The organism is Pseudoalteromonas sp. SG45-2, assembly GCF_014164115.1.
Classification (GTDB): domain Bacteria; phylum Pseudomonadota; class Gammaproteobacteria; order Enterobacterales; family Alteromonadaceae; genus Pseudoalteromonas; species Pseudoalteromonas distincta.
This window is the reverse complement of record NZ_JACJEO010000004.1, coordinates 18,293-31,716: the sequence shown is the minus strand read 5'-3', so window position 1 is coordinate 31,716 and position 13,424 is coordinate 18,293. Positions and strand designations below refer to the sequence as shown.

Sequence of the window (13,424 nt, the reverse complement as noted above, 5' to 3'; positions counted from 1 at the left end):
GCGTTATCGCCTATTTATGGGGAATAACCACACTACATAGGCTCTGCCTTGCCTAAAAACCAAACATATTGCTGCAAATTCAACCACCAAAGAACAATACGCCCTAATAATTTAATGCATATACTTTTTTATTCATATTTATCAAAAATAGGCATTGGCTTAGCCATGTTCTTTGGAAATTGAATATAGTAACGCAGACCTTTACCAGGTTCACTCGTTGCATCAATAGATCCACTAAGAGTTTGTTTAACTAAATTAAACATTATATGGGTACCTAATCCGCTTCCGCCCTCATCGCGTTTAGTCGTAAAGAATGGGTCAAACAATTTTTTCAATTGCTCACTGGTAACTCCGTTACCGTCATCTTTGTAATCAATCGTTAAGTTAGTGTCATCTGCGCTTATTTTGATATCCATCACACCGTTGCTTTTACCTTCAAAGCCATGAATGAGTGAATTCATAATTAAGTTAGTAAAAATTTGGCTGATGGCGCCTGCCGGTAAATTTAAAACTAAATCATCAGGGCATTCTAATTTTATTGTATGGGATGTCTTTTTTAGTTTTGGATGCAGTGAGCGTATTACTTCGTTAGTGTAATCTTTAAAGTTAATAGTTCTTACAGCTTCACTGGCCTGATCGACCGCTATTTGCTTAAAGCTAGCAATAAGCTCTGAGGCTCTATCTAAGTTAGTGGTTAACAAGCTTGTACTTTGTTTTGCTTCGTTAATAAATTCTTCTAGTGCTTTTGGTGAAAGTGTTTTTTCACTATAAGCACTTTCGAGTTTATTTAAGCGTTCTTGCAAAAACGATATTGCCGTTACACCTATACCAATAGGGGTGTTAATATCATGCGTAATACCCGCCACAAGCCCGCCTAGTGCGGCCATCTTCTCTGTGCCCAATAAACGTTCCTGTGCAAGGCTTAATTCCTCTATATAACGCTGAGATTCAGTTTGTTTTGTAATTAGCTCTTGCTCTGTGCTGCGGCGTAAGTCTATTTCTTCAGTGAGCACAATTTTTTGCTTCTCAAGTTCGTATTTTTGCTGTTGTAATTCCATCATTGCTTGGCTTAAGTTTGATGTTTTACGGGCTACGTCTTGCTCAAGTTGTATGTTGTGATGATCGAGCTTTTCGTTACTAATAATAAGTTCTTTTTGGGTGTGCTCAAGCTCTTTTCTGTACTGAACCACTTTATCTATTAGTTTGTTAAACGACTGCTCCATTACTTTTAGTTCGTTATGCTCCTCTGTTTCTATTTCTATGTGTTGTCCTTCTAGCTCATCTAATTCTAGGTTTTCTAGTTGCTCAGTAAGCTCAGCTAAGGGATCTGTAAGAAGCTTTCTAAATGCCATTAAAAATAAAATGATTAAAAAGGTAGTTTTAATCATCGCATTACCAATCAAAAAGTAGATTGATACCATAATTCGGCTTAAAACAACTTCTCGGCTAGAGAACAAGGTAACGTCGCCCACTTGGGTAGCACGGCCAGAAAATTCAAAAATAAGTGGAAAGGTGTAACCAAACAGACCGGATTTCGCGTCTTCTAAAATAGCTTCTTCTTGTACTAACTGTTGGTTATATAGCTTATGTATGTCGAGCGAGCGCCCTAACTGTGAAATAATTTCGCCGCTGTCGTCTCGAACAATAATCCCTTCAATCATGGGAATGGCGAGTAAACCTTCTGCTGTTGTAATTGTTTGCTTGGTATTAAGCTCCCAAATTGCACGTGTTAAGCTACGACTAAAGGTTTTTTGTAATGTACTTAATTCATCACGTATATAGTCTTTAGTATTGAGATATTCAGCAAGCACCTGTCCGCAAGTCACTACGAAGGTAAGCAAAAAATAAACGGATAAAACGCTTGTTAGCAGCTTCTTAGAAAGGCTTTTTTGTAACATGAGTGACTTGTTCATCCTTTGTTATTTTTGTAACGTTACTATTGTAATTTAAAAGTTAGTCAATAAACCTCTAAAAATAAATAAAAAAGTTAAAATTTAATAAGATAAATCTAATTAAGTCGGTATGTAGTATTAATGTAATTAAACTCAGCTATGAATTAGTAAATTTGCTAGACGTTAAGTTTTGTAAGTTTGATTAGAATTTAGTTTCGTTCATCATATTTAAATGAGTTAATTCTATATTTATCATTGCATTGAATTATTAATGCGCTAAGTATTTAGATGCGTGTTAAAGTGTCCTGAGTGCAAAGAAAGATGGTCTTTTAATAACTTTGATGGTTGTGTAGTAGTAAACATGATGAAATTTTCGATATTAGTCTGTGATGATTCTGCTGTTGCTCGTAAACAAGTCGTGCGCTGTTTAAATGAGTGTATAGACGCAGATATACAACAAGCTATAAATGGAGCAAACGCCCTCGATCTTTTAAGAGCACAAAACTTTGATTTACTGTGCCTAGACCTCACCATGCCAGAGGTTGATGGTATACAAGTACTTGAAACTATAAAAACAGAAAAAATAGAGTGCTTTGTGTTGGTTATTTCTGCTGATATACAGGAAAAAATGAAGCAACGAGTCGCCCAACTTGGCGCAATTGATTTTATTGATAAACCTATTAATAAATCAAGCTTGAATGAAATATTGCATAAATTTGGCATTCATTAGGTTTTTTCATGTTAAAAAAGGCTGTTTTATCTTTTGATTTAGGGTTGACAGCATAGCCTTTGTTAAGGCAGTCTTAACATATGAAAACAATCAATCGCGTACTGACCATTATTATTACAACCATCATTCTTACTGGATAGTGGCATAGGTCGGTGCAACAAATTTAAAGGCCTGTGTTCACTTAGAACACAGGCCTTTTTTCGTTTTATGGGATGAGGAACATAAACAATGCGAGTTTTAAAATTTGGTGGGTCTTCACTTGCCGATTATGCATGCTTACAACAGGTAGCTCAGTTAGTTAAAGCACAGTTAAAAGATGAAATGTTATTGGTGCTTTCTGCTCCAGGTGGAATGACCGATTCGCTAGTTGCACTTGCAAGTGCTGCAGAGCAAGGCTTAGATTTTTCGCAGCAATGGCAAGCATTAGCGAGTCGTTGTGAAGGCTTAAAAGCTGACGTTGAAAAAAGTGGCGTAGTAGTTACAAGCTGGCCAGACCTAAGGGAACTTAAAAATAAATTAGATGGCGTGTCGCTTATACAGTGTTGCCCTGATCAAGTTCGCGCATTTGTAATTAGCTTTGGAGAGCGCGTTAGCGTTTCTTTAATGCAGGCTTTATTGAGCTCACAAGATGCAAGGTACTTAGAAGCAACAAGCTGTATTGCTTCAACTGGTGGCTACATTGATGCAGAAGCTGATTTAGTGGCAAGTAAAGCTCGCTTTCAAGCTGTGCTTAAAGAAAACCCTGCAACTATTTATATTATGCCTGGTTTTACGGCGAGTAATGATAAAGGTGAGCTTACGACGCTTGGCCGTAATGGTTCAGATTACTCAGCAGCTATTGCTGCGGCATGTTTAGAAGCTGAGATTTGCCAAATTTGGACTGACGTTGATGGCGTATATAGCGCTGATCCTCGCTATATTAAAAAAGCCACTAAAGTAGATTTTTTATCTTATAAAGAGGCGATGGAGCTTTCTTACTTTGGTGCAAAAGTACTTCACCCAAAAACAATTTTACCGTGTGCTAAAGCAGGCGTGCCATGTGAAATTAAAAATACGCATAACCCAGACGCACAAGGCTCATTAATTGGTAACGATTATTCATCTGATGAGCCCGTAAAAGCGCTTTCTAGCTTACAAGACCTTGCAATGTTAACTGTTTCAGGCCCAGGCATGAAAGGTAAAGTAGGCATGGCATCTAAGGTATTTAACGCGCTTGCTCACGATAACGTATCAATTGTATTGATCACGCAATCATCATGTGAATTTAGTATTAGTTTTTGTGTGCACGAAACAGACCTAGCACTTGCACTCGATGCGCTACAAACTGCATTTGAGCTTGAATTACAAGCAGGGCTTATTGAGCCTGTACAAGTACAACGTAATTTAGCCATTGTTACTTTAGTGGGCGACAACATGCGCGCACACCGAGGCTTAGCGGCTAAGTTTTTTGCATCGCTTGCACAAGCGCAAGTAAATATTGTGGCAATTGCACAGGATTCTACAGAAAGTGCTATTTCTGCGGTAATTGATGGTGAGTTATGTAATGACGCTGTAAAAATATGCCATGAAAACTTTTTCACGCATGTGCCGTCAATTGATGTGTTTTTACTAGGTTGTGGCTTAGTAGGGCAAGAGCTTATTAATCAGCTTGAACGTCAGCAAGCTTGGCTTGAAAAGCGTAATATTAAACTTAACTTGTATGGTGTTGCTAACTCTCGTCAATTACACCTTGATAACGAAGGCATCGCCTTTAGTGATTGGCAGCAAAAATTGGCCTCATCTGAGCAAGCATTTGATTTAAAATTAGTAGAGCAATTTGTTAAGCAAAACCACTTAGTGAATCCGGTATTAGTAGATTGTACATCTTCAGATGCACTTGCTGCGCAGTATGTAGACTTTTTAAATGCAGGTTTTCATGTGGTTGCAGCTAATAAAAAAGCGACAACAAGCTCATACACGTATTACCAAGATTTAATAGCTGCTACGCAAAAGAATAATCGTAAATTTTTATACGAAACTAACGTTGGTGCAGGTTTACCAGTAATCGATAACTTGCAGTCATTATTTGGTGCCGGTGATGAGTTACTAGAGTTTAGCGGTATTTTATCAGGCTCACTTTCGTATATGTTTGGCGCACTTCAAGATGGTTTATCACTTTCTGAGGCAACTATTAAAGCCAAAGAAAGCGGTTTTACTGAGCCAGATCCTCGTGATGATTTATCGGGTACCGATGTAGCACGTAAGTTACTGATCATTGCTCGCGAAGCCGGTATGAAGTTGGAACTAAGCGATATTGAAGTTGAGTCAGTATTACCACAAGGTTTTGCACAAGGTGATAGCGTTGATGAGTTTATGGCAAAACTACCAAGCCTAGATGCTGATTTTAATGACCGCATTCAAAGTGCTGCGAGCGAAGGAAAGGTACTTCGTTATGTAGGTACAATTAAAGAAGGTCACTGTAAAGTAGGTATTGAGGCTGTTGATGAAAAGCATGCGCTTAATGTAATTCGCGATGGCGAAAACGCGCTTGCTATTTTAAGCCAATACTACCAGCCACGTCCGTTTGTAATTCGTGGTTATGGTGCCGGCTCTGAAGTAACAGCAGCGGGTGTATTTGCTGATATTTTAAAAACACTATCGCGCTAGGAGCTCGTTATGATTGAAGTATATGCTCCGGCGTCTATTGGTAATTTTGCAGTGGGTTTTGATGCACTTGGCGCAGCGCTTGCGCCAATCGATGGTAGTTTATTAGGCGATGTAGCTGTTGTAAGTGCAGCACCAAGTGACGAATTTATTTGTACTGGCGACTACGCTCACAAGTTACCAAGTGATGCGAATGAAAACTTAGCGTACCAGTGTTTAGTACATTTTAGAGCGCATGTCGCGCCTGATATGCCAAGCGTAAAGCTCGAGCTTAAAAAGAATTTACCAATTGGATCTGGACTTGGTTCTAGTGCATGCTCGGTCGTGGCTACCTTTGCTGCCCTTGATAAGTTTGCACAAACTAACTTAAGTCAGGTTGAGCTTATTGAGCTTATGGCTGACTTTGAAGCTGTAGTGAGCGGTGGTCGTCATTACGACAACATCACGCCATGCTATTTAGGTGGTTTGCAATTAACAGGTGATTTAATCCCTGATAAATCGATTGCACTGCCTGTTGATGAAAATTGGTACTACGTTACTGCGTTCCCTGGTTTTTCACTCAACACTGCAAAAGCGCGCTCGGTTTTACCAAAAGAGTTGAGCATGCATGCAAGTGTTGAGTTTGCACAGCGTTTATCGGCATTTAGTAGCTTACTGTTGACTAATCGTTTTGACGATGCACTGAGCATAATGAAAGATGAAATAGCAGAACCTTACCGCGCACCGCTTATTAAAGGTTTTAGTGAAGCCAAAGCAAGCTTACCAGCGTTGGGCGCTGAAATAGTGAGTATTTCGGGCGCAGGACCTACCTTGTTTAGTGTATGTAAAACACTTGAAGCTGCAAAGCAATGCGCGCAGTGGTTAGAGGCAAATTACATTAACGAGCAAGGCTTTTGCCACATTTGTAAATTAGATAACGACGGCACGCGTCAATTAACAGTTTTATAGGATAGGTAGTCATGCAATTACATAATTTAAAAGATAGCTCACAAAAAGTGTCGTTCGTTGAAGCCGTAAAAACAGGTTTGGGTCGTAATCAAGGTGTGTTCTTCCCTGAATCCCTTGCCCCACTGTCCGATGTTGATGCTTTGCTTGATATGGACTTTGTTACACGCAGTGGCAAAATATTATCTCACCTAATTGGTGATGAGCTGCCTAGCGACACTGTGGCACAAATGGTTAAAAATGCATTTAACTTTCCAGTTAAGCTGGTGGAAGTTGAAGAGAATACATACTGCTTAGAGTTGTTTCATGGTCCTACGCTTGCGTTTAAAGACTTTGGTGGTCGCTTTATGGCTGAGTGTTTAGCGCAATTTAATAAAGATGAAAAAGTAACTATTTTAACCGCAACATCGGGCGATACTGGTGCAGCCGTTGCACATGCTTTTTATAACAAGCCGAATATCGATGTTGTCATCTTATATCCTAAAGGCAAAATTTCACTTGCTCAGCAAAAGCTATTTACTACGTTAGGTAACAATATTCATTGTTACGCAGTTGATGGCAGTTTTGATGATTGCCAAGAGTTGGTTAAAAATGCCTTTTTAGATGAAGAAGTTAAATCAACACTTGGGCTTAATTCTGCTAATTCAATTAATATTAGCCGTTTAGTTGCTCAGGTTTGTTATTACTTTGAGGCCATTGCACAACTACCAAAAGAAAAACGCGCAACAGCGCATATATCAGTGCCAAGTGGCAACTTTGGTAATGTATGTGCTGCAATGATTGGTGCGGTTATTGGCTTACCTGTAGGTAAATTAAGTGCAACAACCAACCAAAATGATACTGTGCCGCGCTTTATGCTTGATAAAACCTGGACGCCAAACGCAACACTTGAGTCGCTTTCAAATGCAATGGATGTAAGTAAGCCAAACAACTGGCCGCGTGTGCAAACAATGTTAGATAATAACTGGTTTAGCTACGATAATTTTTATTCAACTAGCGTAAACGAGGAAGACACGCAATCGGTGATGAAAAAAATTCAACAAACGGGTTATGTTGCAGAGCCTCACACTGCTATTGCGTACCAAGGTCTTGTTGAAAATCGAGCGCCTGGTGCAGCGGGCATCTTTTTAGCCACAGCTCACCCTGCTAAGTTTAAAGAAAGCGTAGAGGGTATTTTAAATATTGAATTAGGTATGCCAAAACCACTTAGCGACGCACTAGCAAAACCATGCCTAGCAAGCGATATAAAGGCCGATTACGACGCATTACGTACAGAAATACTTGCTAAACTTGGCTAAGTTAATTAATTCAAAAAGGCGGTTAAGCCGCCTTTTTTTATAACTTTAGGCTTTTAAATCTAGTGAGTTGCATTTACTAATTAAATGTAGGAAATAGCATTCATTTAAAATTGTTATGGTTTTATAAGAAAATATCATCTTAAAAAGTCTGTGAAATAGTTTCAATCCCTGTTTAAATATCCTCAACTTAAGAGCGTAGGCAAAGAGTCGTTTAAAGCGTACAATAAAGCCTCTAAAAAACACCATACACGTTGCCCTAGGAGACCCCAATGTTAGAACGTAGCATGAATATTTCGGATTTTGATCCAGAGTTATTTGACGCGATAAACAAAGAAACTGCTCGCCAAGAAGAGCACATTGAACTAATCGCTTCAGAAAACTACTGTAGCCCACGCGTACTAGAAGCGCAGGGTTCACAGCTTACAAATAAATACGCAGAAGGTTACCCTGGCAAACGTTATTATGGCGGTTGTGAGCACGTTGATGTTGTTGAGCAATTAGCAATTGACCGTGCTAACGAGTTATTTGGTTCTGACTACGCAAACGTACAACCACATGCTGGTTCGCAAGCTAATGCTGCTGTTTTTCTAGCGCTATTAGAAGCAGGCGACACTGTACTTGGTATGAGCTTAGCTCATGGTGGTCACTTAACTCACGGATCACACGTAAGCTTCTCTGGTAAGCTTTACAATGCAATTCAATACGGACTAGATGAAACAACGGGCGAAATTGATTACGCACAGGTTGAAGCACTAGCACTTGAGCATAAACCAAAAATGATTATTGGTGGTTTCTCAGCGTACTCAGGTATTGTTGATTGGGCTAAATTCCGTGAAATTGCTGACAAAGTAGGTGCTTACCTGTTTGTTGATATGGCTCACGTTGCAGGTTTAATTGCGGCAGGCGTTTACCCAAGCCCAGTTCCTCATGCACATGTTGTAACTACAACTACGCATAAAACACTTGCTGGTCCTCGTGGTGGTTTAATTATCTCTGCATGTGGCGATGAAGCAATCTATAAAAAGCTTAACAGCGCAGTTTTCCCTGGTGGCCAAGGTGGTCCTTTATGTCATGTTATTGCAGCAAAAGCAGTGGCATTTAAAGAAGCGCTTCAACCAGAATTTAAAGTATACCAAACACAAGTTGTTAAAAACGCAAAAGCAATGGTTGCTGTAATGCAAGAGCGCGGCTACAAAATCGTATCTGACAAAACTGAAAACCACTTATTCCTACTCGATTTAATCGATAAAGATATTACTGGTAAAGATGCAGATGCAGCCCTTGGTAACGCTAACATCACAGTTAACAAAAACTCAGTGCCAAACGATCCACGTTCTCCGTTTGTAACATCTGGTTTGCGTATTGGTTCTCCTGCAATCACTCGTCGTGGTTTCAAAGAAGAAGAATCAAAAGAGCTTGCTGGCTGGATTTGTGACGTACTAGATAACATCACTGATGAATCTGTGCAGGCGCAAGTTAAAGAAAAAGTAAAAGCAATTTGTGCAAAATTACCTGTTTACGCTTAATTGCATAAGCAGCAGTAATTTAGATCACATAGGCTAGGGGCCTGTTTATCTTTCGAGGTTTAATTTGCAGTAGTATGTTTGGTTTTTAGGCAAGGCAGAGTCTATGTAGTGTGGTTACTCCACACAAATAGGCGATAACGCAGCATAAATGCCAAACATGCACTGCCCTCGGGTTCGTCCTAGGGGCGATTTACTCTTTGTTGCCTACATGGATGTAGGTAAGGGGCGTGAGCAGGACGCGGAAGCTTTGCTCGGTTTTTACTTAGCCCACTAGGTTACAAACCTCGCGCCGCGATTAAATCACCCATAGATAGAACAAATTTAATCCTGAAAGGTCAACAGGCCCTATTTTTTTGCTAAGATAAAAGACCGCTATTTAGCGGTCTTTTTTGTTTTAAAACGGAAGTACCGAGCTATGCATTGTCCATTTTGTACCGCAAAAGATACTAAAGTTATTGACTCACGCCTTGTTGGTGGAGGCCATCAAGTTCGCAGGCGCCGTGAGTGCAACGACTGCCATGAGCGCTTTACTACATTTGAAGGCGCTGAACTGGTTATGCCTCGTGTTATTAAACAAGACGGCAGCCGCGAACCATTTAACGAAGATAAATTATTAAATGGCTTAAATCGCGCACTCGAAAAACGCCCAGTGAGCACAGAGCAAGTAGACGAAGTAGTGAATATAATAAAATCGCAGTTGCGTGCTACAGGCGAGCGAGAAATTTCAAGCCATTTGGTTGGTGAATGCATTATGGAAGCCCTCAAAAAGCTCGATAAAGTAGCGTATGTAAGATTTGCCTCTGTTTATCGCTCGTTTGAAGATATACGCGAATTTGGCGAAGAAATTGCCCGCTTAGGGGAGTAACAATGCAAAGCCAAGTTCCTTTTACTGAACATGATGAAATGTATATGGCACGCGCCATAGAACTTGCCAAAAAAGGCCGGTTTACTACCACACCTAACCCTAATGTTGGCTGTGTTTTAGTTAAAAATAATCAAATAATTGGTGAGGGTTTTCATCAATTAGCAGGTCAAGGCCATGCAGAAGTAAATGCACTGGCTGTCGCTGGAAAAAATGCACAAGGTGCAACGGCTTATGTAACGCTTGAACCGTGTAGTCATTATGGCCGTACGCCACCGTGCGCCGAAGGCTTAAAAGCTGCCGGTGTGGTAAAAGTAATTGCTGCTATGGTTGATACAAATCCACAAGTTGCTGGCAAAGGCCTTAAAATACTGAGCGACGCGGGTATTGACGTTGCTTACGGGTTACTCGAATCACAAGCTCGCGCACTTAACGTTGGCTTTTTTAAGCGTATGGAACAAGGCTTACCTTATGTGATTTGCAAAATGGCAGCGAGTATTGATGGTAAAACGGCGCTTAAAAATGGGCAAAGTAAGTGGATCACAAGTCCTGCTGCTCGACAAGACGTACAATTATACCGAGCGAAAAGCTGCGCTATTTTAACCGGTGCCGATACAGTGCTAGTAGACGATGCTAAACTTAATGTGCGACTAAGTGAGCTGCCTTGCACACTGCCTACTGATTTGCCGCTTCGCCAGCCCGTGCGTGTTATAATTGACTCTCAAAACCGTTTAACACCTGACCTTGCTTTATTTGAAATCCAAAGTGATGTAATAATATTTACGACTAAGGTTGATAAATCATTGCAATGGCCGCATTTTGTAAAGCATATTGAAGTTAGTGAAAGTAACGGTAAAGTTGATTTACAAGCCGTTTTAGAAAAACTTGGGCAACTGCAGTTTAATAATGTTTGGCTTGAAGCTGGCGCAACACTTGCTGGTAAAATGACAGAGCTTAATTTAGTTGACGAGTTTGTTTTTTATTTAGCGCCTAAACTAATGGGCCATGATGCAAAAAGTTTAGTTAATTTTCCTGAATTGACGAGTATGCAGAACACCGTTGATTTAACATTTAATGAATGTGCGCGCATTGGTGACGATTTACGTATCACCGCGTCAAAACTCATTAAAATCACTTAATAAAAAGAGTAGTGCTATGTTTACTGGGATAATAGAAGCCACAGGCAAAATTGCTTTATTACAAAAAAAACAAGGCGACTTAGCCATTCGTATCCAAAGTACTGATCTTGATATGACAGACGTAAAGTTAGGTGACAGCATTGCAACTAATGGTGTTTGCTTAACTGTAGTTGATAAACATATTGATGGTTTTAGTGCGGATTTATCTAATGAGACGATTAGTTTGACCGGTTTTGCTCACTATGCTTTAGGACAAACGGTGAATCTTGAAAAAGCCATGCAACCTGTTTCTCGTTTAGGCGGTCATTTAGTGTCTGGCCATGTTGATGGTATCGCAACAATTACAAGTATTACAGCAAACGCCAGAGCAACAGAATATTGGCTTACAACTGACGAAAATTTAATGAAATACATTCCTTACAAAGGTTCGGTATGTATTGATGGTATAAGCCTGACAGTAAACGCTGTAGAGGGTAATAAATTCAAATTAACAATTGTCCCACACACGAGTGAGCAAACCACAATTGCTCATTTTAAAGTAGGTACCCAAGTTAATTTAGAAGTCGATCAAATTGCACGTTATTTAGAGCGCCTTATAAAGGGGGCAGAGCAACCAACGGGCTCTGATATTTCGATGAGCTTACTCGCTAAAGCGGGTTTTATTAAATAACGAAACTGACAACTTACACGAGCAAATTTATGAATTTACACAGTGCGCAAGAAATCATCGACGATATTAAAGCCGGTAAAATGGTTATTTTAATGGATGATGAAGATAGAGAAAATGAAGGCGATTTAATAATAGCTGCTGAGCATATTAGCGCAGAAGCGATTAATTTCATGGCTACCCATGGCCGTGGTTTAATTTGTTTAACCATGACGCAAGAGCGTTGCGAGCAACTTGATTTACCGTTAATGGTTAAAAACAATGGTGCAGCATTTTCGACTAACTTTACAATGTCGATAGAAGCATCAAAAGGTGTTACAACCGGTATTTCAGCAGCAGATAGAGCGCGTACAGTGCAAGCGGCTATAGCTAAAGGCGCAGTCCCAAGTGATATTGTTCAGCCTGGACATATTTTTCCTATTATGGCGCAACCTGGTGGCGTATTAACTCGCGCAGGACACACTGAAGCTGGCTGTGATTTAGCGCGTTTAGCTGGACTTGAAGCATCATCTGTTATTGTTGAAATACTTAATGCTGACGGCACTATGGCACGTCGCCCTGATTTAGAAGTTTTTGCGAAAGAGCACGATATTAAAATTGGCACCATTGCTGATTTAATCGAATACCGCAACTTAAACGAAACAACAATTGAGCAAGTAGCAAAATGTAAGTTACCAACTGTTCATGGTGAATTTGATTTAGTTACTTACAAAGACACAATTGACGGCCAATTACATTACGTATTGCTCAAAGGCGATATAAAAGATCAAGAGCCGACAAATGTACGTGTACATTTACAAAGTACCTTTAACGATATTCTACTTTCAGACAGAAGTGCTGACCGTAGCTGGGGCCTTTCTGAAGCAATGGCTTATATCGCTAAAAATGAAGGTGCTTTAGTTATTTTAGGTAAGCAAGAAAGCACTGAAGAGTTAGAGGCAACTGTGAAAGCATTTGCAGCAGCTGATGCTGGCGAAAGCGTTACGCCACGTAAATTCAAAGGTACATCTCGTACTGTTGGCGTAGGTTCGCAAATACTTGCCGATCTTGGAATTAAACAAATGCGATTAATGAGTCGCCCTAAAAAGTACCATGCACTTTCGGGCTTTCATTTAGAAGTTGTTGATTACGTTGAGCCACAATAAGCATCACGCTTAAACTAGGCTATTATTTTATTTTTATGGTATGATGCGCAGCAATTTTTGCGCAATCGCAACCGCTTGAACTTATTTTTAGGGTTATCAAATGAAAATTATTGAAGGTAATAAGTACGCTCCAGGCAAAAAATTTGCCATTGTCATTTCTCGTTTTAATGACTTTATTGGTAGCAGCCTCCTTGCAGGTGCTGTTGATGAGCTAAAACGCACAGGTGGCGTATCAGATGACGACATTACCGTTATTTATGTGCCAGGCGCGGTAGAATTACCTTTAGCGGCTAAACGCGTTGCGGCAAAAAAAGAGTATGATGCAATCATCGCATTAGGCGTAGTGATCAGAGGTGGTACACCACACTTTGACCTAGTTGCTGGCGAATCAAACAAAGGTCTTGCGCAAGTATCACTTGAGTATGATATCCCGGTTGCATTTGGCGTATTAACCACAGAAAGCATTGAACAAGCAATTGAGCGTGCTGGCACCAAAATGGGCAATAAAGGCGGCGAAGCTGCTTTAGGCGCGCTTGAAATGGTTAATGTGTTAGATAAAATTTAAGTTTAAGGAATT

11 protein-coding genes are annotated in these 13,424 nt (G+C 40.0%); 10 read left to right on the top strand and 1 reads right to left on the bottom strand.

The window, feature by feature from the left end:
* Positions 1-128 precede the first annotated feature (128 nt).
* On the bottom strand, positions 129-1,898 hold the full coding sequence (locus H5116_RS03440) for a sensor histidine kinase (RefSeq protein ID WP_024596296.1): 1,770 nt from the start codon (positions 1,896-1,898) through the stop codon (positions 129-131).
* Positions 1,899-2,253: 355 nt separating this feature from the next.
* Here H5116_RS03440 and H5116_RS03435 point away from each other — a divergent pair, with 355 nt between their 5' ends.
* The 10 genes from H5116_RS03435 to ribE all read left to right on the top strand — a co-directional run bounded on the left by H5116_RS03435 (position 2,254) and on the right by ribE (position 13,412).
* Positions 2,254-2,622: a response regulator gene (locus tag H5116_RS03435; RefSeq protein ID WP_024596295.1), complete on the top strand. Its 369-nt coding sequence runs from the start codon at positions 2,254-2,256 to the stop codon at positions 2,620-2,622.
* 228 nt (positions 2,623-2,850) lie between these two features.
* On the top strand, positions 2,851-5,268 hold the full coding sequence (gene thrA, locus H5116_RS03430; protein WP_182715566.1) for a bifunctional aspartate kinase/homoserine dehydrogenase I: 2,418 nt from the start codon (positions 2,851-2,853) through the stop codon (positions 5,266-5,268).
* Positions 5,269-5,277: 9 nt separating this feature from the next.
* Entirely contained in the window at positions 5,278-6,213 is a 936-nt protein-coding gene (gene thrB / locus H5116_RS03425; protein WP_182715565.1) for a homoserine kinase, read from the top strand.
* An 11-nt stretch (positions 6,214-6,224) separates the two neighbouring features.
* Positions 6,225-7,508 (top strand): threonine synthase, encoded by a 1,284-nt coding sequence (gene thrC / locus H5116_RS03420; RefSeq protein ID WP_039490421.1) that lies wholly within the window; start codon positions 6,225-6,227, stop codon positions 7,506-7,508.
* A 269-nt stretch (positions 7,509-7,777) separates the two neighbouring features.
* Complete coding sequence (gene glyA / locus H5116_RS03415; protein WP_002961763.1) at positions 7,778-9,034, top strand: serine hydroxymethyltransferase; 1,257 nt, start codon at positions 7,778-7,780, stop codon at positions 9,032-9,034.
* A 415-nt stretch (positions 9,035-9,449) separates the two neighbouring features.
* Positions 9,450-9,899, top strand: a complete 450-nt coding sequence (nrdR, locus tag H5116_RS03410) for a transcriptional regulator NrdR (protein WP_002961761.1) — start codon at positions 9,450-9,452, stop codon at positions 9,897-9,899.
* A 2-nt stretch (positions 9,900-9,901) separates the two neighbouring features.
* Positions 9,902-11,035, top strand: coding sequence for a bifunctional diaminohydroxyphosphoribosylaminopyrimidine deaminase/5-amino-6-(5-phosphoribosylamino)uracil reductase RibD (gene ribD, locus H5116_RS03405; RefSeq protein ID WP_024596292.1), 1,134 nt, complete (start codon positions 9,902-9,904; stop codon positions 11,033-11,035).
* 16 nt (positions 11,036-11,051) lie between these two features.
* On the top strand, positions 11,052-11,705 hold the full coding sequence (locus H5116_RS03400) for a riboflavin synthase (RefSeq protein ID WP_024596291.1): 654 nt from the start codon (positions 11,052-11,054) through the stop codon (positions 11,703-11,705).
* Positions 11,706-11,734: 29 nt separating this feature from the next.
* A complete protein-coding gene (gene ribBA / locus H5116_RS03395) occupies positions 11,735-12,847 on the top strand; it encodes a bifunctional 3,4-dihydroxy-2-butanone-4-phosphate synthase/GTP cyclohydrolase II (protein ID WP_024603846.1) in 1,113 nt (370 codons plus the stop codon).
* A 100-nt stretch (positions 12,848-12,947) separates the two neighbouring features.
* Positions 12,948-13,412, top strand: a complete 465-nt coding sequence (gene ribE, locus H5116_RS03390) for a 6,7-dimethyl-8-ribityllumazine synthase (RefSeq protein WP_002961753.1) — start codon at positions 12,948-12,950, stop codon at positions 13,410-13,412.
* The last annotated feature ends 12 nt before the right edge of the window (positions 13,413-13,424 follow it).